Below are 22905 nucleotides of genomic sequence, written 5' to 3'. Positions count from 1 at the left end.
CCGCACGTTGGGGAATGGCTCAGGGCGAGGGTGGGTTTGGGGACATTTACAATGGCGAAGCACGGGCGTGAAGTGACGTGTTCGCTGCTGGCGTACAGGGGAGTAATTGTGCCTGTGACCTGTGTAAATAATGCTTGATGTTCGAATTTTTGCACAGGTGGGGTGGAAAATGGGAAATCAATGTCACGCATGGGCGTTACAGTGGGTGCAACTACTTAACAAAAGCCAACTTTGAAGGGTGTGAACATGTTCGAGCGGTTTACCGATCGTGCACGTCGCGTTATCGTTCTGGCACAGGAAGAAGCGCGCGGCCTCAATCACAATTACATCGGCACCGAGCACATCCTGCTCGGACTTATTCATGAGGGTGAGGGCGTTGCCGCTAAGGCGCTCGAGTCCATGGGCATCTCCCTTGAAGCGGTACGCCAAGAGGTAGAAGAAATCATCGGCCAAGGTTCCGAGCCGCCAGCAGGACACATTCCTTTTACTCCGCGTGCCAAGAAGGTGCTTGAGCTCTCCCTGCGTGAGGGTCTGCAGATGGGACATAAGTACATCGGTACTGAGTTCCTGCTGCTCGGCCTTATTCGTGAGGGCGACGGCGTAGCCGCACAGGTTTTGGTCAAGCTCGGCGCTGACCTGCCACGCGTGCGCCAGCAGGTTATCCAGCTGCTCTCCGGTTACGAGGGCGGCGAAAGCCCAGAGAACAACAACGACGGCGAGGCTGTGGGTGCTGGCACCGGTGCTGGTCGCACTGGCCGTGGTAGTGGCGCAGGCGAGCGCTCCAACTCCTTGGTTCTTGACCAGTTTGGTCGTAACCTCACCCAGGCTGCCAAGGAGGGCAAGCTGGATCCCGTTGTGGGCCGCGAGCAAGAGATCGAGCGCATCATGCAGGTGCTCTCGCGTCGTACTAAGAACAACCCTGTTCTTATCGGCGAGCCAGGCGTTGGTAAAACCGCTGTTGTAGAGGGCCTCGCCCTCGATATCGTCAACGGCAAGGTTCCGGAGACGCTGAAAGACAAGCAGGTTTACTCCCTCGACTTGGGCTCCTTGGTGGCAGGTTCCCGCTACCGTGGTGACTTCGAAGAGCGCCTGAAGAAGGTCCTCAAAGAGATTAACCAGCGTGGCGACATCATCTTGTTCATCGATGAGATCCACACCTTGGTCGGAGCGGGTGCCGCAGAAGGCGCTATTGATGCAGCCAGCTTGCTTAAGCCAAAACTGGCCCGCGGCGAGCTACAGACCATTGGCGCCACCACTTTGGATGAGTACCGCAAGCACATCGAAAAGGACGCCGCACTCGAGCGTCGTTTCCAGCCCGTGCAGGTTCCAGAGCCTTCCGTCGATATGACCATCGAGATCCTCAAGGGTCTACGTGATCGCTACGAGGCACACCACCGTGTATCCATCACCGATGGTGCCCTCGCAGCAGCAGCACAGCTGTCCGATCGTTACATCAACGATCGCTTCTTGCCAGATAAGGCCGTTGATCTTATCGACGAAGCCGGCGCACGCATGCGTATCAAGCGCATGACCGCACCGGAATCTATCCGCAAGGTAGACGATCAGATCGCGGAAGTCCGTCGTGAGAAGGAAGCGGCAATCGATGCCCAAGACTTTGAAAAGGCCGCAGGCCTCCGCGACACCGAGCGCAAGTTGGGCGAGGAGCGCGCTGAGAAAGAAAAGCAGTGGCGCTCCGGCGACCTGGAAGACATCGCCGAGGTCGGCGAGGAACAAATCGCTGAGGTCTTGGGCAACTGGACTGGTATCCCAGTGTTCAAGCTGACTGAGGAAGAATCCTCCCGTCTGCTGCACATGGAAGACGAGCTACACAAGCGCATCATCGGCCAAGACGATGCCGTCAAGAGTGTCTCTCGCGCCATCCGCCGCACCCGCGCTGGCCTTAAGGACCCACGCCGTCCTTCCGGCTCCTTCATCTTCGCTGGCCCATCCGGTGTGGGTAAGACTGAGCTATCCAAGTCCCTGGCCAACTTCCTGTTCGGCGACGACGACGCCCTGATCCAGATCGATATGGGTGAGTTCCACGACCGCTTCACGGCTTCCCGCTTGTTCGGTGCCCCTCCAGGATATGTGGGCTACGACGAGGGTGGCCAGCTCACTGAGAAGGTCCGCCGCAAGCCATTTTCCGTGGTGCTTTTCGACGAAATCGAAAAGGCTCACAAGGAGATCTACAACACCTTGCTGCAGGTCCTCGAAGAAGGTCGCCTCACCGACGGGCAAGGCCGCGTGGTGGACTTCAAGAACACCGTGCTGATCTTCACCTCCAACCTGGGTACCCAAGACATCTCCAAGGCTGTGGGCATGGGCTTTAGCTCTGTCGGCGAGCACGATGCCGACGGTCAGTACGACCGCATGAAGCAGAAGGTCAACGACGAGCTGAAGAAGCACTTCCGCCCTGAGTTCCTCAACCGTATCGACGAGATCGTGGTCTTCCACCAGCTCACCCAAGAGCAGATCGTCGAAATGGTGGACCTGCTCATCGGACGCGTATCCAAGGCACTTGCCCAAAAAGACATGGGCATCGAGCTTACAGAGAAGGCCAAGAACCTGTTGGCAAAGCGCGGATTCGATCCAGTACTGGGTGCACGACCACTGCGTCGCACCATCCAGCGCGAGATCGAAGACGTACTCTCCGAGAAGATCCTCTTCGGTGAGGTCGGCGCTGGCGAGATCGTCACCGTGGATGTTGAAGGCTGGGACGGCGAATCCAAGGAAACCGACAAGGCTTCCTTCACCTTCACCCCACGTGTGAAGCCACTGCCAGACGAGTTCGAAGAGGCAACCCCATCTGAGGAAGCTCAAGAAGCAGTGATTAACGCTGCTGAGACTGAGGTTCCAGAAGAAGAAGCCAACATCGAAAACTAATATCGGCACTATTTCACCCGAGGGAGCACCATGGGAATCCAATATCGCAAGCGCAAAAAGCTGGGCAAAAACAGTTGGCTCAACCTGTCCGGCTCCGGTGCTTCCGCATCCACCAAAATCGGCCCCGTGACCATCAACAGTCGCGGAGGCGTATGGGTGAAACTACCCGGAGGCCTAACTTTTAGGGGTCGCTGGAAGTAATCGCGGCACCGCATACGGCATCGGTCAGGCAAGTTGGTCACAAAACACACGATTTTGTCCAACTCACCTGACCGATTTTCATTAAGGCGTATTAGGATCGACTTACGTGACTAATGAGGATCAATTCCGAATGGGCGTAGAAGCAGACGCCGTCGTACGTCTAGGCATGCTGCTCATGGGTGCTGGAACCAGTGGCTACCGCGTCATCCGCGGCATGAAACGCGCCGCCCGAGCGTTAGGCTTCGACCGCGTCGATGCCGTCATCGGCGTCACACAGATCACCTCGACGATCCACAAAGGTTCAGAGTTCCGTACGATAGTGGCAAAGTCCCAAACCCCGGCAGTCGACGCATCACGGATCGAAGCCCTCGAAAACCTTACCCACCAGATGCATCGTCGCATCACAGCCGAACAACTCAATGCTGAACTCGACACCATCGAATTCACAGTGGTCAAACGGTGGTCCAGCTTCGTGCTCACCCTTGCCGCAGCCTTCGCCTGCGCTAGCTTCGCAGTACTGAACCACTTCGACTGGCTAGAAGCCGGGATCGTCGCCGTCAGCGCCGGATGTGGCCAATACACGCGACACCGCCTCCACAAGATGCGCATGCACCAACTAGGCTGCGTGGCGGCGGCAGGCACAGTGGCGTCGTTAAGCTACTTCGCCATCACTCGTCTACTGCTGCTACTAGGCTTCGACTCCGACTACACCATGACCGCCGGATACGTAGCAGCGGTACTGTTCCTCATCCCAGGTTTTCCCCTGTTCTCCGCGATGATCGACCTCGGCCGCTTCGATTTCGAGGCCGGCACCGCACGCCTCATGTACGCACTGACCGTTATTGCCACTGCCACGTTCTCAGTGGCGATGGTCAGCTGGGGGACAGGCCTTAACCCCGAACCAGTCCGCGGCGACCCCCACCCCGCATGGCTCCTCATCGCAGGTGTAGCAAGCTTTGTAGGCATCGCAGGGTTCGCGTTCCTGTTTAATTCTTCACGACGCATGGTGCTCGTCGCAGCAGTAGTCGGAACCGCCGCCAACCTCATCCGCTTGCTGCTCGAACAATACGGAGCGACCGCCTACTTCGCGGCGTTTGTTGGCGGAGTGATCATCGGACTTGTCGGTGCGGTTGCCTCCAAGAAAGTCCGCCTGCCACGTATTACAACAACCGTGCCCGCCGCCATCATTTTGATCCCCGGCACCGCAATGTTTCGAGCAGTCTACTACCTCAACAGCGGAGACATGGACCATGCACTATCCAATGCCGCAACAGCCGCAATGGTGGTGTTTTCTATCAGCGCAGGCCTCGTGCTGGCACGATTGCTCAGCGATCGCGCATGGACCTTTGGCCACCTCATCGAATTTGATAAACAACTGGTCTAGGACGGCAGACTGAAAAGTCCCGCATCGTTTTGGGTCGCGAGGCCGTCGTCAAGCAGGCTAAACAGCGCCCGAGAACGCTGGGCAGCATCGGGCCAAACGACGTCGATAGCTGACTGCGGGACCGGTGCCTCCGCATTTCTTAACACCGCCATAATCAAACCGCGAACCTGACGATCAGTGCCCACAAACTTTTGAACCCGCTTTTTCGCCTTGGCGGTTTCCTCCGCACTCGGCATTGGGCGACCCAACGCGATCCATCGGCACTGCTGCGTCAGCGGGCAACGATCACACTGTGGGGTCGTTTGGCACACCAAAGCGCCGAGCTCCATCAACGCCACCGAAAACTCCGGCGCATTATCATGCGGCAACAAGGCCTCCACCTCGCGCAGCTCGCGTTTCGACGCATTCCCCGCAAGGTAAATCCCCTGATACACGCGGTGATGTACTCGGCGCACATTCGTATCCACCACGGCAACCCGCTGCCCGAAAGCAAAAGCAGCCACCGCACGGGCGGTGTAATCACCGATTCCTGGCAGCGCTAAGAGGTCCTCCACATTCTGAGGGACCTCGCCGCCATGACGCTCGACAATCTGCTGCGCGCACTCGTGAAGACGAAGCGCACGACGCGGGTAACCGAGCCGATCCCACGCACGCAACACCTCATCTTTGCCCGCTTGAGCGAAATCAGCGGGGGTAGGCCAGCGTCGCATCCATTCGATCCACATAGGCTCGACTCGTGCCACTGGAGTTTGCTGGCTCATAACCTCACTGAGCAACACACCCCACGCGGAAGTCTGTGGGGTACGCCACACTATGCTACGAGCGTTTTTGCGATACCACTCGGTCAAAATCTGCGGGATATTTTCTGAATTATTAGCGTTCATAAAAGCTCATCTATGTGGGTGCGAGGCTTCAGTGTAACTGGGCACGGCATGCAATCCGAAACCCCCCACGTTGCATGACAATTGGATAAAAAACAAGCATGTTTGCCAATTCGGTGCAAGAATGTGATCTATGGCAAAGCTTGAAACTGCAGAGTTTGATCGAGATCCCCGAGGTGTGTGGGAAACCCTACTCGAAGCAAATGGTCGTTTTGTTCGCGGAGAACCATTGCGTCCCAACCAAGATGCCGCCCGACGAGAAGAACTGACCAAAGGCCAAGCTCCTCGCGCCTGCGTATTTACCTGTGGCGACTCCCGTGTACCCGCAGAGCTGCTATTCGACTCCGGATTCGGTGACATCTTCGTGGTACGTACCGCAGGCGAAGTTATTGATTCGGGTGTTCTTGCCTCCATCGAGTTCGCGGTCCTTGGCCTAGGCGTGGAAGTCGTAGTTGTTCTAGGACACGAATCCTGCGGTGCGGTTGCCGCAACGGTTGCTGTGCTCGACGGCGCGGAAGTACCAACCGGCCACCAGCGCACCCTTGTCGAGCAGATCACCCCTTCCATCTTGGAAGCAAAGTTCGAGGGCCATGACACTCCCGATGATTTTGAGCGCCACCACGCCGCAGCGATGGTGGATCGCATCATGCAGACCTCACCTGCAATCACCGAGGCTGTAGAAAATGGCCAGACCGCACTGATCGCAGCGCGCTACCGGTTGTCCGATGGTGCTGTAGAAACCATCAAAACCTGCGGTTTTTAATCACTTAGGAACAAGACACACCCCCTGCCTTGGCGCAATCTGCGTCCGGAAACCTTTAGGCTGAAAGACGTGGATCGACGTAATGAGAATCAGCACACTGGTAGGCTCCCCGAGGTCTACTACAAACGTCGCCGCGCCGCGGCGGTGGTGGCACTACTAGTAGTCGTGTTCCTAGTGATCTGGTTGTTGTCTGCGCTTGGCAACAAATCGGATCAGGCACAGCATGAAACCGCACCGGTGGTTGATACCACAGCAGCTTCGGTGACTGGGGAAAAGTCTTCCTCTGCTGCATCGTCACAATCGACGTCGAGTTCTTCCGCAAGCGAGTCTGCCTCTGAAAGCGCCTCGCAGGAGCCGTCGGCAAGCAAAAGTGCTAAAGCCTCGGAGAAAACCTCCTGCACGCTCGACGACCTAGAAGTGACCGCGAGCACCAACAATCCCAATTACGTCAAGGGCGCAAAACCCACCTTCTATATGACGGTGAAAAACCCTACCAAGGCTGATTGTGTGATCGACCTCGACGAAAACGTAATCCGCTTCGAGGTATACGGTCTAGCCACTAACCAACGCATTTGGTCTGACATTGACTGCAACCAGCCCATGGATAAAGGTAAAGTGACTATCAAACCAGGTGAAACACTCAGCTACGAGGCTGTGTGGGCACGCACGAAGAGCGCACCCAAGCAGTGTCAAAACCGACCTAACGTGGAGGCCGGCGGATACTTCCTCCACGCAGTGGTAGGTTCTAAGCCTTCACCCGCTTACACCTTTAATATCGCAAGCTAACCTCGGCTGATCGCAGGCCCAGGCCTGCTATCCCACAGCGACATCCAGAGCTTCTCGGATGTCGCTTACTTGTATCACCTTAATTCCGGCAACCTTTGTCTCACTGAGGTCAGACACGGGAATAATAGCGCGCTTATAGCCCAGCCGTTGGGCTTCCATGAGCCGGCGCTGGATATTAGGCACTCGACGAATCTCACCGGCTAGACCTACCTCGCCAAGAACCACAGTTTTTTCTGCGATAGCTTTCTTATTAAGGGCACTGGCCGTGGCAAGCGCAATAGCAAGGTCGGTGGCAGGTTCTCCGACCTTCATACCGCCAACAGTGGCAACGTAAACCTCGCTGCTGTGAGTGCGCTTACCAGCGCGTGCGGCCAGTACCGCCAAAACCATGGGAACACGCGTGGGATCAAGGCCTGTGACAGCGCGTCGAGGATTTTTCGCCTCCGTGGGAACCACAAGGGCTTGGACTTCCGCGACGATAGGGCGAACACCATCCATTGCCACGGTTACTGCTGTTCCATCTGGTGTGCTGCCATGATGAGAGAGGAAAAGCCCAGAGGGGTCTGGAACTTCGCGTATGCCATCAGAATGCTGCTCAAAGCAGCCGACCTCATCGGTGGCGCCAAAACGGTTTTTGATGCCGCGGAGCATTCGCAAACTGGAGTGGCGGTCACCTTCAAAGTTAAGAACAACATCGACGAGGTGCTCCAGTACGCGTGGGCCTGCCACGTTGCCGTCCTTAGTCACGTGCCCTACCAAAAGGCAGGGGATTCCCGTGGTTTTGGCAAGGCTGGTGATTGCCGCTGTAACGGCACGTGATTGTGCCACGCCGCCTGCTACGCCTTCGACGCCACTTGCCTGCATAGTTTGAACGGAGTCGATGATAAGCAAACTTGGTTTGATCTGTTCTACATGGCCAAACACGATGTCGAGATTGGATTCTGCCGCTAAATATAAGGAATCTTGCAATGCTCCTGTGCGCTCAGCTCGCATACGAACTTGGCCGGCAGACTCTTCAGCAGTGATATACAGTGCCGTGCGGTTGCCTGAGCCTTGCTTCTGCTGAGCCCATTTGCTGGCAACCTCAAGCAGCAGGGTGGATTTGCCCACGCCTGGCTCACCAGCGAGTAAAACGACAGAGCCTGGGACGATGCCGGAACCTAGTACACGGTCAAGCTCCCCAATTCCGGTGGATTGCGTGCTGGAACGAGTGGCGTCGATACGTGTAATCGACTGAGCGGGGCTAGTGGGGGTAAGCCCAATAGGTTTGGCGCTCACACTCGGCGCTGCAGAGCTCGTTGTCACTTGGTGCTCTTGGAAAGATCCCCATGCGCCACAGTCTGGGCAGCGCCCCAACCATTTCGGTGAGGTATATCCACATTCGGAGCATATATGCGAGCTACGTGCTTTTTTAGCCATGGGAACACCATAAACTATGCCTATGACATTCCAGTGTGGCGAAGTGTTCGAATGTATTCCGATGGTGTGTTGATGTGGGGGGGAGATGTGCTCCGTGTGGGGGTATTTTTATTGAAGAATTAAGGACATTTAGATTGGCATAAACTGTTTTAGCCATTTATTATGTTTGTTAGCTTATATATTTGTCGCTTAGCGCATGTGAAATGTAGCAAAGGGGCTGCAAAATAAGTTGGCAAAGTTGGGAAATGTTCGCTAGTGTTGCAGAGTCCATTAAAAAATACTGAGAAAAGCCTGAAGTGCTTTTTGAGGGGTTGCAGGGGCTTAAAGCTAACGGCTCAGCCTGTTAGAAGGGAATTATGGCAAAGCAAAAGGTTGCGCGGGGGGCTGCTGCATGTGTAGCGGGCTGTCTGGCCTTAATTCCTCAACCCTTAGTTTTAGCTCAGGATGTGTCACAGCCGCTAGCCGTTGTGCGAGAAGAGCATCATGACCATCGTCTGCATAATGCCATTACGGGGGTAGCGTTACTCAAGCGGCAAGGGCAAGGTTTTACTCCACTTTCCCCAGACGCAGAACTGCGCAGTAACGAAGAACTAGGTGTTCAGATCGATTGGAGCACCAACCGCGTGGTTAAGCCTGGGGATTATTTTGTTTACCAGCTTCCCAGCACTTTGGTCTTTGGCAGTCTTACCCATTTTGACATTAACAATGGTTCTGGGGCCCCAGTGGTTGCTCGCGCTGACATTGATGCCAACAACAAACTGACCGTGACCTTTAATGATTACTTGGCTGCGCACTCAGTTACTGGCCGAGGTGTCATTACGATCCCAGCACTGTTGAACTATGTGGCAAAGCGCGACCACGGGTACATCACCATTGATCTGGGTGAGTTTGGTGTGCATAAACTCAAGGTAAAATCTACTCAGTCTAGTGAATTAGAACCGCTTGTTGATTCGGCCGATAAGTCCAAAGAAAAGTCTGACGATGAGCCTGAGGATCCCAACGCCGAAGGCGTGCTGGATTGGACGGGTAACCCCATCGGCGCTGAGCCGTGGAACGATTTTGTCGAAGACGGCGACCCCGGCATCGAGGGCACCGAGTTTGATGATGTCTTACCACTTCCAGTGCATGACGAGGCATGGGAGTATTCAGAAGACGCGTCTATCGACGATTTCTATCGTCCTGAAACCCCGTCTGAGGTGATTCTGCGTTCGAAGCAACCTGCTGCGCAGCCGCTGAAGGCTCGGCCGGAGTCAAAGCCGTTTCCTGCTCAAAAGCTTGAGCCTGTGCGAGAGCCAAAACCACTGGATTCTGAAGCTCCTGCCGTTCTTGCACGTGAACAAGAAGCTGTTCGAGATGTACCACGCGACGCGGGCCGTGTCATTGAGAGGCCGCGTAGCATCATCGAAATGCTGTTTCCTTCACAGGATAAAAACCGTGATAAGCAGAATTCGGAAGCCTTGCAAACATCAGAGTCTTCAGTAGCGCCTACTTCTGTGGCTGCTAGTGGGTCTGTTGCTCAAGAGGCGTCGTCGACGAACATTCAGCCTGCTTCAGGGGTGGGCTCGGCTACCGGAACTGCTGCGGTAATACCTGGGGTGCATAAGCCCACAGAAGCCCCTAAGTCTCGTGAGCTCATCGCTGGTGCCGATCACCACCATCACGATACCGAGGATGACTCGGTAGCTATGAATGACCGGCATGAGATTCGCCAAATGCAAGGCGATGCGTTGGGTGGTCAGCCTGTTGCGGCCATCCTGATTAACTTGGCGGCACTCGCCATTATGGTTGGCGGCGCATTTTTGCTGTTTCGCCTTCGCTAAAATGCAATCGTTGTCATAGTAGCTATAGAAAATCCGTCGCCATGCTGGAATTAATCCAAGCGTGGCGACGGATTTTCTATGAATTAGTGGCTGTGGTTAGCGTGCTCGCCGCCAACTTGACGGTCGTTCTGGCCGGACTCGAGAACTGGAGCCGCGATGGTGGCATCCAGAGCAATGTCGCCGGAGTCGAAGGAGAAGACAACGTTTTTGCTGCCGCCAACTGCCAAGCCCTTGTTTTCAACGGAAGTGATCACGTGGGCGATGCAACCGGACTTTGGCTCGGTGAGTTTAGATATCTCAGCCTTGATTCCGCCGACGATGGAGCAGTCGCTAGCGAGCTTGGTGTCGCCGTCGATGGTCGCCTTGGTGCCGTCGACAGTAATGCTCTTCAAGACGTGCTCTTTGTTGCTGTTGTCTTGGTTGATGGCGGTGAACTTCACGCCTGCCTGGCCCTGTTCGGTGAGGCTGATGGTCACGTCGCGCAGCGCGATGGTGCCGTTGGCGTTATCGACCTCAGAGCCGTCGACAGCCGCTACCTGATGGGAGGTCTGGGTGATCTGGCCAGCGCTGCACGATGCGAGAGCAAGCGCAGAAGCTGCTGCAACAGAGATCATTGCGCCACGGCGAGCGGCGGACTTCAGGGACTTCACGTGTACGTCCTCCATAAGGTGAGACTGTTAGTCGATTAAGGGCTAAATTTTCTTTCCTTACCTTAGTAGGCTGCGGTGCAGTTCACACAGTTGCTGGCTTAATCGGGGAGCCAAAAGGGGGGAAACTTTAGGAGGATTGGAACTTTTAAGGTGCGGTTGATGTCTGCTGTGGTGTAACGAAAACCGCAGGCAACCCCTGTGGCCAATGCTCAAGGCGATTGGACTTACGTGGTAGAATGCCACAGTTACACGAATGCGCAAGGAGTTTAGATGGAATTCAAGGTCGGCGATACCGTCGTTTATCCACATCACGGTGCCGCAGTAATCGAGGCAATCGAGCACCGCGAGATGGGCGGTGAGACCTTGGAGTATCTGGTTCTTCAGATTAACCAGTCCGACTTGGTCGTGCGTGTGCCTTCCAAGAACGCCGAGCTCGTTGGCGTCCGCGATGTTGTTGATGACGACGGCCTGCAAAAGGTGTTCGGTTTCTTGCGGGAAACCGATGTGGAAGAGGCTGGTAACTGGTCCCGCCGTTTCAAAGCAAACCAAGAGCGTTTGGCTTCCGGCGACGTGAATAAGGTTGCCGAGGTCGTCCGCGACCTGTGGCGTCGTGATCAGGGCAAGGGATTGTCTGCAGGTGAGAAGCGCATGCTGGCCAAGGCGCGTCAGGTGCTCGTCGGCGAGCTAGCTCTTGCGGAGAACAAGGACGAGAAGCAGACCGAAGAGATCCTTGCTCAGGTTGATGCCACCATCGAGCGTCACCGCGCCGAAAACAAGGGCGTTGAGGAAAACAAGGTGGAGCCACTGGGCGACATCGACCTCGATGATCTCAACTTCGACGACGAAGACTAATCCCACACCATGTCGCGCAGAGTTGTAGCCCTCGTGGCGGCAGCGGGTAAAGGGACTCGGCTGGGTGCGGATCTGCCCAAGGCCTACGTCCCATTGCGGGACATTCCACTGGTGGTGCGCTCTGTGCGTGCGATGATTACCTCTGCCGTAGTTGACGAGGTCATCGTGATTATCAGCCCCCAAATGCAGGATTATGCTGCCGCGCTGTTGTCGCGTTGGGGGCTTTTTAGCGCCGACATCCCTGTGCGTCTTGTCCATGGTGGTGCTGAGCGCGCCGACTCCGTGTGGTGCGGCTTGCAGACTATCGCCGACACCGATGCGGTGGTGTTGATCCACGATTCTGCCCGGGCGCTCACCCCACCTGGCATGATTGCCCGAGTTGCGCGCGCGGTACTCGACGGTAACAAGGCTGTTATTCCAGTTGTTCCTGTTGCCGATACCATCAAGAAAGTCCACGAGAATACCGTCCTAGGTACTCCTCCGCGAAGAGATCTTCGTGCAGTGCAGACTCCACAAGGATTTGATATTGCGGCGCTGCGGGCAGCCAATATTGCCTATCAGCAGCAACAACCTGATTTTGAGGCGACCGACGACGCCAGCTTGATGGAGTGGTTCGGCACGCCAGTGCTGTGCGTTGATGGCGACCCCATGGCTTTTAAGGTGACCACTCCGCTTGATTATGCGCTGGCCAAGGCCGTGACTGACCAAGCAGAACCAACGATTTTTGAGGTACCCAGTGACTAATACCCCCATCATCCCGCGCGTGGGCATTGCTACCGACGCACACCAGATCGAGGCCGGAAAACCCTGTTGGATTGCATGTCTGTTGTTCCCCAACGCGGATGGTTGCGAAGGCCACAGCGATGGTGACGTGGTAGCACACGCACTTGTCGACGCCCTCTTGTCTGCTGCCAACCTTGGTGACCTAGGCTCCTTCGTGGGTGTTGGCCGTAAGGAATACGATGGCGTGTCGGGTACTCAGTTGCTCACCGAGTGCCGCGAGCTGTTGGAATCACATGGATTTACCATCGGAAACGGTGCCGTTCAGTTGGTGGGGCAATCTCCCAAAATGGGGCCACGCCGCGAAGAAGCAGAGCGCGTGATGAGCCAGATTCTCGGTGCGCCGGTATCCGTATCGGCAACAACAACGGACCATCTTGGCTTTACTGGTCGCAGTGAGGGTAGGGCGGCCGTCGCCACGGCTGTGGTGTGGAAGTAGCCTGCTAGACTAACCTGCGTGACTTTACGCATCTTTGACACAGGAACACGTTCGCTTCGAGATTTTGAGCCGATTCGTCCCGGCCATGCTTCGATCTACCTGTGTGGAGCAACCCCGCAGGCACAACCCCACATTGGGCACGTGCGCTCAGGGGTTGCTTTTGACATTCTGCGCCGCTGGCTGATTGCCCAAGGCCTCGATGTCGCATTCGTTCGCAACGTCACCGATATCGACGACAAAATCCTTACCAAAGCAGCCGAAAATGGTCGCCCATGGTGGGAATGGGTATCCACCTACGAACGTGAATTCACCTGGGCCTATAACCAGCTTGGTGTGCTGCCACCGTCGGTAGAACCCCGCGCTACCGGTCACGTCACTCAGATGGTGGAGTACATGCAACGCCTGATCGATAATGGCTTTGCTTACGCCGCCGAAGGCTCCGTGTACTTTGACGTAGCAGCATGGACCGCTGCTGAAGGCTCGGACTATGGCAGCTTGTCGGGCAACCGAGTAGAAGAAATGGAACAAGGCGAAACCGAGATCACCGGAAAACGCGGTGCCCACGACTTCGCGCTGTGGAAGGCCGCAAAACCAGGGGAACCCTCGTGGCCGACCCCGTGGGGCGATGGTCGTCCAGGCTGGCACTTAGAGTGCTCCGCGATGGCCACGTGGTACCTCGGTGGCGAATTCGATATTCACTGCGGTGGCCTTGATCTTCAGTTCCCTCATCACGAGAACGAGATCGCCCAATCCCATGCCGCAGGCGATGGTTTTGCCAACTACTGGATGCACAACCACTGGGTCACCATGAGTGGCGAGAAGATGAGTAAGTCCTTGGGCAACGTCTTATCCGTACCAAACATCTTGGACAAAGTCCGCCCAGTCGAGCTGCGCTACTACTTGGGTTCCGCACACTACCGCTCCATGCTGGAATACTCCGAAGGTGCACTGCTGGAAGCCGCCGCTGGCTATCGTCGCATCGAAGCATTCTTGTCCAAGGTTGCCGACGTAGAAGCAGGGCAGTGGACCATGGAATTCGAAGAGGCCATGAACGATGACCTTGCTGTGCCACGTGCCTTGGCAGAAATCCACACCCAAGTCCGCCATGGCAACTCCGCACTCGCTGCAGGAGACGTCGATAAGGCCCGCGAAATCGCTGCAAGCGTGCGCGCTATGGCCGCCGTGCTAGGTGTTGATCCATTGGACGAAAAGTGGCTAGACTCTGCAGCCTCCGATTCTTCCGAAAATGCCGCACTCAACATATTGGTACAAGCCGAACTACAGCGTCGCACACAGGCGCGCGCTGCCAAAGACTGGGCTACCGCGGATGAAGTCCGCGACCGCCTCCACGCCGCAGGCATCACCGTCACAGATACACCTGATGGCCCAACATGGGCACTGAACAACTAAACGACTACACGAACTGAGAGAACAACCATGGCTGGTAATCACACCAACCGCCCAGGTTTACGCAAAACCAACAAAAAGGGCGCAACAAAAGGCTCCGGCGCAGTACGCCGCCGCGGACTCAAAGGCAAAGGCCCAACCCCTAAAGCCGAGGACCGCGAGTACCACGCAGCATACAAAAAGAAGATGGAACGCAAGCGTCGCGACCAAGGCCGCCATATCAAGGAGGAAACCTCCGAACTGGTCGTGGGCCGCAACCCCGTCGTCGAATGCCTGCACGCTAAGGTGCCAGCAACCTCGCTCTACATCGTAGAAGGAACCAAAAACGACAACCGCCTAAGCGAAGCCGTTCAGATCGCCCACTCCCGTGGTATCCCCATGATCGAGGTACCCCGCCACGAGATGGACCTCATGACCGGCAACGGCATGCACCAAGGCATCGGCCTACAAATTCCGCCATACAAGTACACCACCGTGTTTGACCTCATCGGTCGCATCAACTCCACCGGTGAAGACGGCATGGTCGTGGTCCTCGACAACATCACCGACCCCCGCAACCTCGGTGCCGTTATCCGCTCCGTAGCAGCATTCGGCGGCCACGGCGTGGTCATCCCAGAGCGTCGCTCCGCATCGGTGACCGCAGTAGCATGGCGTACCTCAGCAGGCACCGCAGCGCGCCTGCCCGTAGCTAAGGCCACCAACATCACCCGCGCCGTCCAAGAATTCCAACAAAACGGCTACCAGGTCGTCGGCCTCGACGCCGGTGGCGACGCCACCTTGGACCACTACGACGGCAGCGGCCCAGTTGTGATCGTCGTCGGCTCCGAAGGCAAAGGCATCTCTCGCCTCGTGCGCGACAACTGCGACTCCCTCATGTCCATCCCGATGGCCGGGTGGGTTGAATCCCTCAACGCCTCTGTAGCAGCAGGCGTAGTGCTCAGCGAATTCGCCCGCCAGCGTCGCCTGAAGTAACGCAACTGTATGGTGGTGCCTATGGCTTCCCGAAATACCCAGCGTCCCAGCCTTGCGGCACTCGCAGCGGAACTAGGCGTATCACGCACCACGGTGTCCAACGCTTACAACCATCCGCAGCAACTGTCCGCAGAACTGCGCGAACAAATCCTCGCCACGGCGGAACGCTTGGGATACCTAGGCCCCGACCCCACAGCACGCTCGCTACGCACGCGCCGGGTAGGAAGCGTCGGCGTGTTGTTTACCGACCACCTCACCTACGCGTTTGAAGACCTCGCCTCGGTCGACTTCCTTGCGGGAATGGCCGAGGCATCGGCGGGCTCCCAAACCTCCATGACGCTCGTGCCTGTGGGCCCCGACTCCCTCGACCCAACCGCAGCAAAACAGCTGGTCAACTCCGCTGTTGTCGACGGATTTGTGGTCTACTCAGTGGCCAAGGGTGACCCCTTCCTCGAAGCCGTGCATGCTAGGGGACTACCCGCCGTGGTATGCGACCAGCCTGCCGACGATCACCGCATGTCCTTCGTCGGTATCGACGACCACGCAGCCATCGCTCCCGCAGCCCAAGCGCTTGTCGACGCCGGCCACCGCAACATTGGCATCCTGTGTATTCGCCTCGACTCCGAGCCTAACAACGGCCCTGTCTCACTCGAACGCCTAGAGCACGCCCACCACCATGTGCAACGAGCTCGCGTCCAAGGCGCACTCGAAGTATTCGATGCCGCCGGCATCCCCGCCGGCGCTGTACCGATCATCGAACGCCACATCAACGACCCCGCCAACAACATCGACGCGGCCCGCGAACTGCTCGCCACCCACCCTGACGTGACTGCCATCTTGTGCACCACCGACACCATGGCCTTCGGCGTGCTGGAATACGCCAAAGAACTAGGGCTGCGGGTGCCAGAGGACCTCTCGGTGACCGGATTCGACGGTATTACCCCAGCACTTAACCGCGAACTGACCACGGTGCTCCAGCCGAACAAAATCAAAGGCGAACGCGCCGGAACCTTGCTGTATTCGATGATCGAAGAAGCGCAAAAGAACCACAACGTGATCTCCCGTGGGCAACTACACCGCGAGATCCTGGCGACTTCGTTCCACCCAGGGGCTACTGTTGTGCCACCGAACGCGCAGCGGCGAGGCTAGACAAAAACTGTCCCACACGGTCGATGGACTCAAGGCGTACCGTGGCACAGGTATCCCCAGCACCTACTTTGATGCCCACGTCTTGGGATCCTAACGCTGCAAAACCGTTTTCATCTGTAGTGTCGTCGCCCAAAAACAGCGTTGCGGATGGACGATACTGCTCTTGGGCGGACGTAATCCACGTGCCCTTAGTAAAGTCCACCACCGAGGCCTCAGCAATCCACTTACCCTCAGCGAGCTTCGCCCCGGGGATCTCCAGCGCAAGAGCGCGATCAAGCGCAGTACGTGCCTGCTGCTTGTCCGCAACTCGAATTACATGAAGCACTCGATGATAAGGCTTAAGCTCCACAAACGCACCCGGTACTGACGCCGCAATCTTCTCCAACGCAGTGGTCACCGTGCTCAGCGCCGTCTGCTGAGCCTCGTTGAGAACCAGCCCGCCTTCCGTCGACTCCGCACCATGCGAACCCGCCACAATCATCGGGGCAGCAGCACCAGAAACCTGAATCAGCCCCTGGACATCGCGCCCCGACAGCAATGCCACCCGGGTGCGTGGCAGGCTCGTGAGCTGTTGCAGCGCCGCCATAGCAACATGATTAACCGGCACCTGCATGGCATCGTGGCTAAAGCCCGCAAGAGTGCCATCAAAATCAGACACCACCAACAACGAGGGGGCAGTAGCTAGATGATCCAACGCCTTCTGCTGATTACTAGTCCACATGGTTGGACACCAAGCTAATCGACGGTTTATCCACCTGATCCACCTCACGGGTCAATACCATCTGCTGGCTGGAACCATGGTGAATATCAAGGGCCGAATCCGCAATGATTGACACCATCGCATCGTGAAGATAACGGTGATGCCCCTCGCAGGAGTCGTCGATAGGCTGGAAGCGCAGCTTTGTCATCGTGACCCTACTTGCGGCCTCCGGGGCTGCCTCCGCGCCCTGATCATCACTAAATTGTGCCGCGCCCTGGAAGCGCGCACAACCGGTATAACCAGCTACCGAACCGCGACCAAAACTCATATATACAGTGCCGGCGATGTCATCAGGCACAAAACTCGGATACTCCGGCGTGGTATGCACCGCGGTCACTTGCCACCGCGAATTCGTCACCTGAGTGGGCTGCGTACCACACCCCGCAAGAAGCACACCCATGCAGGCAACAACTACTAATCGACGCAACACCATCACTCCTCGCGAGACTAGAAGGACGCTTTACGACGTATGCGCGCTACTAAGATCACGCAAAAACGCCGAGGCCCACACATTTACATCATGGTCAACCACCTGCTGGTGCATAGCCAACATACGATCCCGTGCAGCTTCCGGATGATTCTTTAGCGTTGTCACCGCACCAGCAATCTGGCGCTTGATCGACTCCAAATCAAAAGGATTACACAAAAATGCCTGCTCAAGCTCCACGGCGGCACCAGTAAACTCGCTAAGAACCATTGCACCTGAACCATCACCATGGCAAGACACATACTCCTTGGCCACCAGATTCATACCGTCTTTAAACGGCGTGACCAGCATAATGTCCGCAGCACGATACAGTTTATTTAACTCACTGCGATCCATATGACGATGGTGATAATGCACCACAGAACGACCAATAGAACCAAAACGTCCATTGATACGCCCCACGGCCTCTTCAACCTCAGAACGAGCCTGCTTATAATGCTCAATTCGCTCCCGCGAAGGAGTAGCCACCTGCGCAAACACAGTGGTATTCGGATCAACAGCACCGCTTTCGAGCAGCTCCTCAAAAGCCAACAGACGCTGCAAAATGCCCTTCGTGTAATCGAGACGATCCACACCCAAAATCAGCGTCTCTGGGTAGCCAAACTCAGCACGGATCTCATCACGATTACTATGTGTAGCAATCAAAGGCTCCACATCAATAGAAATCGGATACGCTGCCACGCTGACCACGTGGCCGTCGCCAGCCGTCACCGTCGCGCTCACCTCACGGACCTCCGCGCGCCCCTGAGCTTCTAGGCCAAGAGCCGCAGCCAAGTCCAAGAAATTATTCGCGCTGGATGTCAGATGGAAACCAACCAAATCCGCTCCTAACAAACCACGGACGATCTCCTCGCGCCACGGCAACTGGCGGAACAAATCCGAATGCGGGAACGGAATATGTAAGAAAAAGCCGATCGTAAGATCAGGACGAATCTGGCGCAAAATACCAGGAACTAGTTGCAACTGATAATCCTGAACCCACACCACAGCGCCCTCGGCGGCAACCTCAGCAACCGCCGAAGCAAACTTCAAATTCACCTCACGGTAGGCCGTCCACCAATCGCGGTTATACACCGGCGATACAATCAAATCGTGGTACAACGGCCACAAGGTGGCATTAGAAAAGCCCTCGTAAAAGCCCTCAAAATCATGATCGCTCAACGCAACCGGATGCACCCAAATGTTCGTGTCAGTACGAAACGGATCAGGAGCGGGGCCAGTGCCGCCATGCCAGCCCACCCAACAACCACGGTTGCCAGCAAGAACAGGCGTTAACGCAGTGACCAAACCACCAGGGCTAGCCACCCAACACGGCGACCCATCAGCAGACGTGCTTAAGTCAACAGGCAACCGATTAGCAACCACGACAAAGTCGAAAAGTTGCTCGCCCTCATTCGATTCGATCGCAGACACGATGCCCACTAGGCCTTTTTAGTGGTCTTTTTGGTGCTCTTCTTAGCAGTCTTCTTAGCAGCCTTCTTCGTCGTCTTCTTTGTCGACTTCTTGGTGCTCTTCTTTGTCGACTTCTTAGACGTCTTCTTCGCACGAGTCTTCTTAGGAGCGTTAGCTTCCTCGTACTCTGCTGCAACCTTGCGGTATGACAACCCCTCCGGCTCCACACCCAACATGCACATCAACGTCACACCATCAAAGAAATCGGTGGCGTAACCTGCGACAATACGGCGTGCTGCGGCAGCGGTTTCCGCCTCAACAGCATGCAAAGATTCAGCAGAGTTAGTGTGGGTATCAGTGACCTTGGGGGGCAAGGCTCCTCCTTTAGGGAGATAAAGATGTTGTAGCTACTAGTGCAAAACAAGTATTCTACGCTAAAAACCGCGCTTTCGCTTACTAGGACTCGTCATAGGCAGCCGACCCTTAGCAAAACGACGCCGCCTATCCGCACGCTCCTCAGCCTCATCCTGCGCACGACGCTGCGCCGCCAACTGGGCCTGACGGAAAGAATAACGGTGCGAACGTCGAAAAGCCGTATATGGCTTGAAACTCTGTGGCCTGCGAATACGGCGCGCAATCCACTCGCCCAACACCACACCAGCAGCCAACGAACAACAAATAGACAATGCCATCGCAACGTTCGTAAAACCGAGCAACGTCTGCTCATTCAACGCCGCATACATACCCCGATAAATCGACAAACCCGGCAACATCGGCGTAATACCAGCAACCGCAGTAATCAACGGCGGAATCAAAAACCTACGCGCCAACAAACCGCCACCAAAACCAATACACGTCGCCGCAATAGCCGTAGCAACCACAGGGCCAATACCCGCAGGAATCAACAAGTAGTAATACACAAACGAACCCGCAGCAGCAGTCAAACCAGACACCACCACCGCAGACAATTCCGCATAACAACCCACCGCAAAAGCCGCCGACGCCGCAGCACCAGCAAACACCTTCACCCACGACGGACTACCGCCTAACAACGCAGCCTGCTCCAACGGTGGCAACGTAATACCCAACGACGCCGCCAACTGGATACCCACACCAACACCAGCCACAATCGCGCCAGTAATCAGCAACGTCTCAAAAAAGCGCGCACTCGCCGTCACCGGAGCACCTGTAATGCCATCCTGCAACGACTGCACCATCGTCAAATTTGCCATCATCACCACAATGCCAGCGGCAACAATATGGCTCGGCGAAATAGACACCCCATGCGACGTCACCGCACTATAAAGCAACGCCGCTGGAAACGTCGCAATGAAACCACCAAAAATATTCTGGAAAAACAATGGCAACGAATTACGATCCAGCCACACACTGCCGCCCATAATCACCAACGCCACCACGAACGACGCCAACGCCACCAGCCACGAACCCCCCAACAACACCGACACCGCAGCGCCCAAAAACCCCCACCCAAACACTGCCGTACGGAACCGATACTTCGCCCGAGTCTGAAACAATTCATTCAAAATCTTCTCAGCCACATCAGGGGGAGTAGCACCCGCCTGAATCGACCGAATCAACCGGTCAACCTCACTCAACTTAGAAAAATCCGTATTCATCGAGCGCACAACACGAAACACACTCACCGGGATCTTCTTCTCAGACCCAATAGTGGTAAACACCGTAATCGTGTTCAACGTGATATCCACATGGCAATACAACAAACCATAAGCAGCCGTCACCGCGTGAATCTGGGCCTTCGTATCACGATTAGCCGTACCCGCCGACAACAAGATGTCGCCAATACGAGCCGCCAAATCCATCACACCCGCCACTTGGGCAGGATCCGTCAAATCAATAGGAGCCAGCGGCGACGGCGGCGGTGCAGCCTTAACAGCATCAATCGTTGCAATACGGCCAGAACCTGCGAACCAACCACGCAGCTTCTCAAACAGACCCACGATACGGCCCCTTTACTTCCCACACATTTCCAGCCACGACACTACAGACTCTCGCGCGGCTTTGCTTGACGGCCACATATTCCTGTAGACTGTCACCCCAGTGCGAACTTGTAGAAAAGAACGCGCGTGCTGGAGTGGCGCAATTGGTAGCGCAACGCACTTGTAATGCGTAGGTTGTGGGTTCAAGTCCCATCTCCAGCTCAAAACATAAAGGTCAAGTACTGTTTCTGAAATTCAGTACTTGACCTTTTTGGTTAAGTGTCTAAAAAATGTTTGAAAATGCGGGGGAGCGCTGGCGATTCGCCTCCTTGACCTCAAGAACACGAAAACCCAAGGGCGGCAATTTCGGGTGTTTTTCGCGTCCTTGGGTTTTTGTGTTCTCGAGTTCGAGCTCGCGGATTTACAGCATGCGCCACGCGGCCGCCTAGTGGAATACGTTTCGACGTCGTGCGCGCATGATCCGCACCGCCACTTTGCGGTAATGGGCCAGCGACGGTGGGCGTCGTAACCTGCGCGCGATCCATTCACCAAAAACCACACCGGCGGACAATGCGGTAGCAGCGGCAAACGCATAGGTGAGGTTGGAAAAACCGACGAGGATCTGCTCGTTGAGCAAACCGAATAAACCGCGGTAGATCGCAGAACCGGGCAACAAGGGGGTAATGCCCGCGATAGAAATGACCAGCGGGGGGATCTGATAACGGCGACCGAGTAAACCGCCAACTAGTCCGATGATGACAGCAGTGGTAGCGGTGGCTGTGATGTCCTTGACGCCGGTGGGGACTAGCGCGAAGTAGAACAGTGAGGAACCCATCATTGCTGTCACTCCAGAGATGACAACGGATGGCCAGTCGGCGTAGCAGGAGCGAGCGAAAGCTGCAGAGGCGAGGGTGCTGCCGATCACACGGACGGTTTGGCTGGCGAGGTTGGGTACCGGCAATGTTTCCACAGGTGGCAGGGGGTATCCGAGGGTAGCGGCGAGGGATGCGCCGATGGCGATGCCAGCGACGATGCCTGCGGTGATGATGATGGCGTCGAAAAGCCTTGCGGTGCCTGAGATAGGGGCCGCGGTGACCCCATTTTGGATGGCTTGGACAAGTGTGAGGCCTGCGACCATCACGATGATCGAGGTTGCGATGATCATGCTGGGGCGAAGCTGGAGTCCGAAGAAGAGGCCCCATTTGTAGGCGATGGCCGCCAAAATGGCGACGAAGATTCCGCCGGCGGTGTTTTGGAAAAAGATGGGCAGGCCAAGGTCGCTAAGCTTGGCGCTCATCCACATGATGGTGCCACCGGCGAGGGTGGAGATCAGGGCGACGGGGATGTCACCGCCGAGAAGAAGTGCCACGGCACCAGACATGACGGCGAAGGAGGCGACGAAGCCGAATAGTCCCATGGGGTCTTTGGAGCGGTCGATGGCGTCGAGGCGGGTTTCGGCGTCGATGGGGGAGGCCTTGCCGGAGTGGATGTCGCGGATGAGGCGGTCGACGAGGATCAGCTTGCGGAAGTTCTGTGCTGCCGGGGTGATGATGCGAACTACGGCGACAGGATTTCGACGATCATCGGAAACGTTTGCAAACAAACGAATCCGGTTTGAGGTCATATCCACGTGGCAATTCCAGAGTCCAAAAGATTCTGTGACCGCCACCACTTGTCGGGAAGCGTCCGAGTTGGTTGTGCCCGCAATGATGAGGATCTCACCAATGCGCGCAGCGATCTCTAAAGCACCGGTGACCTGCCCACGGTCGGTCAGATCGACGGGGGCGATGGGGGCGAGAGCGGGGGCTGCGGCAACGTCGATAGTTGCGGTGCCTGTCGACGCCTCTTGCCTTCGTTTGAGGGTGCGGAAGAGGGGCGCGTCGAAAAGCTTGAGCATGCTGTCGATTCTGTCACAACTCACG

At 56.3% G+C, this 22905-nt stretch carries 21 protein-coding genes and 1 tRNA gene; 13 read left to right on the top strand and 9 right to left on the bottom strand.

Annotated features, from left to right (window positions below):
* Positions 1-246 precede the first annotated feature (246 nt).
* From CIP100161_RS09975 to CIP100161_RS09965, 3 genes are all read left to right on the top strand, one after another.
* Positions 247-2883: an ATP-dependent Clp protease ATP-binding subunit gene (locus CIP100161_RS09975; RefSeq protein WP_155874042.1), complete on the top strand. Its 2637-nt coding sequence runs from the start codon at positions 247-249 to the stop codon at positions 2881-2883.
* 30 nt (positions 2884-2913) lie between these two features.
* Positions 2914-3084: a DUF4236 domain-containing protein gene (locus tag CIP100161_RS09970; RefSeq protein WP_003852870.1), complete on the top strand. Its 171-nt coding sequence runs from the start codon at positions 2914-2916 to the stop codon at positions 3082-3084.
* 106 nt (positions 3085-3190) lie between these two features.
* Entirely contained in the window at positions 3191-4468 is a 1278-nt protein-coding gene (locus CIP100161_RS09965; protein ID WP_155874040.1) for a threonine/serine exporter family protein, read from the top strand.
* On the opposite strand, the gene CIP100161_RS09960 is transcribed toward CIP100161_RS09965, so the two are convergent.
* The gene (locus CIP100161_RS09960) at positions 4465-5352 is read right to left on the bottom strand and encodes an HhH-GPD family protein (RefSeq protein ID WP_155874038.1); all 888 of its coding nucleotides are present in this window, start codon (positions 5350-5352) and stop codon (positions 4465-4467) included. The two genes, CIP100161_RS09965 and CIP100161_RS09960, sit on opposite strands and share 4 nt — an antisense overlap.
* A gap of 130 nt (positions 5353-5482) precedes the next feature.
* Here CIP100161_RS09960 and CIP100161_RS09955 point away from each other — a divergent pair, with 130 nt between their 5' ends.
* Together CIP100161_RS09955 and CIP100161_RS09950 are read left to right on the top strand one after the other, a co-directional pair.
* On the top strand, positions 5483-6112 hold the full coding sequence (locus CIP100161_RS09955) for a carbonic anhydrase (RefSeq protein WP_155874036.1): 630 nt from the start codon (positions 5483-5485) through the stop codon (positions 6110-6112).
* Between the two features lie 69 nt (positions 6113-6181).
* Positions 6182-6898, top strand: a complete 717-nt coding sequence (locus CIP100161_RS09950; RefSeq protein WP_155874034.1) for a hypothetical protein — start codon at positions 6182-6184, stop codon at positions 6896-6898.
* 27 nt (positions 6899-6925) lie between these two features.
* On the opposite strand, the gene radA is transcribed toward CIP100161_RS09950, so the two are convergent.
* On the bottom strand, positions 6926-8317 hold the full coding sequence (gene radA / locus CIP100161_RS09945; protein ID WP_155874032.1) for a DNA repair protein RadA: 1392 nt from the start codon (positions 8315-8317) through the stop codon (positions 6926-6928).
* 356 nt (positions 8318-8673) lie between these two features.
* On the opposite strand from radA, the gene CIP100161_RS09940 reads away from it, so the two are divergent.
* Positions 8674-10137, top strand: coding sequence for an Ig-like domain-containing protein (locus CIP100161_RS09940; RefSeq protein WP_155874030.1), 1464 nt, complete (start codon positions 8674-8676; stop codon positions 10135-10137).
* An 83-nt stretch (positions 10138-10220) separates the two neighbouring features.
* Here CIP100161_RS09940 and CIP100161_RS09935 read toward each other — a convergent pair whose 3' ends face one another.
* On the bottom strand, positions 10221-10802 hold the full coding sequence (locus CIP100161_RS09935) for a hypothetical protein (RefSeq protein ID WP_174775779.1): 582 nt from the start codon (positions 10800-10802) through the stop codon (positions 10221-10223).
* 255 nt (positions 10803-11057) lie between these two features.
* Here CIP100161_RS09935 and CIP100161_RS09930 point away from each other — a divergent pair, with 255 nt between their 5' ends.
* The 6 genes from CIP100161_RS09930 to CIP100161_RS09905 are packed head-to-tail and all read left to right on the top strand — an operon-like array spanning position 11058 to position 16386.
* A complete protein-coding gene (locus CIP100161_RS09930) occupies positions 11058-11639 on the top strand; it encodes a CarD family transcriptional regulator (protein ID WP_155874028.1) in 582 nt (193 codons plus the stop codon).
* A 9-nt stretch (positions 11640-11648) separates the two neighbouring features.
* Positions 11649-12383, top strand: a complete 735-nt coding sequence (gene ispD, locus CIP100161_RS09925) for a 2-C-methyl-D-erythritol 4-phosphate cytidylyltransferase (protein WP_155874026.1) — start codon at positions 11649-11651, stop codon at positions 12381-12383.
* Positions 12376-12858, top strand: a complete 483-nt coding sequence (gene ispF, locus CIP100161_RS09920; protein ID WP_155874024.1) for a 2-C-methyl-D-erythritol 2,4-cyclodiphosphate synthase — start codon at positions 12376-12378, stop codon at positions 12856-12858. Before ispD ends, ispF begins: the two co-directional genes overlap by 8 nt.
* Before the next feature lie 18 nt (positions 12859-12876).
* A complete protein-coding gene (gene cysS, locus CIP100161_RS09915) occupies positions 12877-14268 on the top strand; it encodes a cysteine--tRNA ligase (RefSeq protein ID WP_155874022.1) in 1392 nt (463 codons plus the stop codon).
* A gap of 27 nt (positions 14269-14295) precedes the next feature.
* Positions 14296-15237, top strand: coding sequence for a 23S rRNA (guanosine(2251)-2'-O)-methyltransferase RlmB (gene rlmB, locus CIP100161_RS09910; RefSeq protein ID WP_155874021.1), 942 nt, complete (start codon positions 14296-14298; stop codon positions 15235-15237).
* Positions 15238-15258: 21 nt separating this feature from the next.
* Entirely contained in the window at positions 15259-16386 is a 1128-nt protein-coding gene (locus tag CIP100161_RS09905; protein WP_155874020.1) for a LacI family DNA-binding transcriptional regulator, read from the top strand.
* Here CIP100161_RS09905 and otsB read toward each other — a convergent pair.
* The 5 genes from otsB to thrE are packed head-to-tail and all read right to left on the bottom strand — an operon-like array spanning position 16349 to position 21004.
* Complete coding sequence (gene otsB, locus CIP100161_RS09900) at positions 16349-17107, bottom strand: trehalose-phosphatase (RefSeq protein ID WP_155874019.1); 759 nt, start codon at positions 17105-17107, stop codon at positions 16349-16351. The genes CIP100161_RS09905 and otsB overlap by 38 nt on opposite strands.
* Positions 17097-17579, bottom strand: coding sequence for an META domain-containing protein (locus CIP100161_RS09895; RefSeq protein ID WP_155874579.1), 483 nt, complete (start codon positions 17577-17579; stop codon positions 17097-17099). The genes otsB and CIP100161_RS09895 overlap by 11 nt, the downstream gene beginning before the upstream one ends.
* Positions 17580-17606: 27 nt before the next feature.
* Positions 17607-19055 carry an alpha,alpha-trehalose-phosphate synthase (UDP-forming) gene (locus CIP100161_RS09890; RefSeq protein WP_155874018.1) on the bottom strand — a complete coding sequence of 483 codons (1449 nt, stop codon included), beginning with the start codon at positions 19053-19055 and terminating at the stop codon, positions 17607-17609.
* Entirely contained in the window at positions 19055-19399 is a 345-nt protein-coding gene (locus tag CIP100161_RS09885; RefSeq protein WP_155874017.1) for a hypothetical protein, read from the bottom strand. The genes CIP100161_RS09890 and CIP100161_RS09885 overlap by 1 nt, the downstream gene beginning before the upstream one ends.
* Before the next feature lie 60 nt (positions 19400-19459).
* A complete protein-coding gene (gene thrE, locus CIP100161_RS09880; RefSeq protein WP_155874016.1) occupies positions 19460-21004 on the bottom strand; it encodes a threonine/serine exporter ThrE in 1545 nt (514 codons plus the stop codon).
* Positions 21005-21132: 128 nt separating this feature from the next.
* On the opposite strand from thrE, the gene CIP100161_RS09875 reads away from it, so the two are divergent.
* Positions 21133-21205: transfer RNA gene (locus CIP100161_RS09875), tRNA-Thr, on the top strand.
* 223 nt (positions 21206-21428) lie between these two features.
* Here the strand turns inward: CIP100161_RS09875 and CIP100161_RS09870 are convergent.
* Positions 21429-22880 carry a threonine/serine exporter family protein gene (locus CIP100161_RS09870; protein ID WP_155874015.1) on the bottom strand — a complete coding sequence of 484 codons (1452 nt, stop codon included), beginning with the start codon at positions 22878-22880 and terminating at the stop codon, positions 21429-21431.
* Between the last annotated feature and the right edge of the window lie 25 nt (positions 22881-22905).

Source organism: Corynebacterium rouxii, from assembly GCF_902702935.1.
Classification (GTDB): domain Bacteria; phylum Actinomycetota; class Actinomycetes; order Mycobacteriales; family Mycobacteriaceae; genus Corynebacterium; species Corynebacterium rouxii.
The sequence above is the reverse complement of the archived record's forward strand: the minus strand, read 5'-3'. Positions and strand labels throughout refer to the sequence as shown.

Excerpts from the sequence above, each read along its gene's own strand:
- CIP100161_RS09975 (WP_155874042.1), top strand. The coding sequence starts at position 247 with ATGTTCGAGCGGTTTACCGATCGTGCACGTCGCGTTATCGTTCTGGCA.
- CIP100161_RS09970 (WP_003852870.1), top strand. The coding sequence starts at position 2,914 with ATGGGAATCCAATATCGCAAGCGCAAAAAGCTGGGCAAAAACAGTTGG.
- CIP100161_RS09960 (WP_155874038.1), bottom strand. The coding sequence starts at position 5,352 with ATGAACGCTAATAATTCAGAAAATATCCCGCAGATTTTGACCGAGTGG.
- CIP100161_RS09955 (WP_155874036.1), top strand. The coding sequence starts at position 5,483 with ATGGCAAAGCTTGAAACTGCAGAGTTTGATCGAGATCCCCGAGGTGTG.
- radA (WP_155874032.1), bottom strand. The coding sequence starts at position 8,317 with ATGGCTAAAAAAGCACGTAGCTCGCATATATGCTCCGAATGTGGATAT.
- CIP100161_RS09940 (WP_155874030.1), top strand. The coding sequence starts at position 8,674 with ATGGCAAAGCAAAAGGTTGCGCGGGGGGCTGCTGCATGTGTAGCGGGC.
- CIP100161_RS09935 (WP_174775779.1), bottom strand. The coding sequence starts at position 10,802 with ATGGAGGACGTACACGTGAAGTCCCTGAAGTCCGCCGCTCGCCGTGGC.
- CIP100161_RS09930 (WP_155874028.1), top strand. The coding sequence starts at position 11,058 with ATGGAATTCAAGGTCGGCGATACCGTCGTTTATCCACATCACGGTGCC.
- ispD (WP_155874026.1), top strand. The coding sequence starts at position 11,649 with ATGTCGCGCAGAGTTGTAGCCCTCGTGGCGGCAGCGGGTAAAGGGACT.
- rlmB (WP_155874021.1), top strand. The coding sequence starts at position 14,296 with ATGGCTGGTAATCACACCAACCGCCCAGGTTTACGCAAAACCAACAAA.
- CIP100161_RS09905 (WP_155874020.1), top strand. The coding sequence starts at position 15,259 with ATGGCTTCCCGAAATACCCAGCGTCCCAGCCTTGCGGCACTCGCAGCG.
- otsB (WP_155874019.1), bottom strand. The coding sequence starts at position 17,107 with ATGTGGACTAGTAATCAGCAGAAGGCGTTGGATCATCTAGCTACTGCC.
- CIP100161_RS09895 (WP_155874579.1), bottom strand. The coding sequence starts at position 17,579 with ATGGTGTTGCGTCGATTAGTAGTTGTTGCCTGCATGGGTGTGCTTCTT.
- CIP100161_RS09870 (WP_155874015.1), bottom strand. The coding sequence starts at position 22,880 with ATGCTCAAGCTTTTCGACGCGCCCCTCTTCCGCACCCTCAAACGAAGG.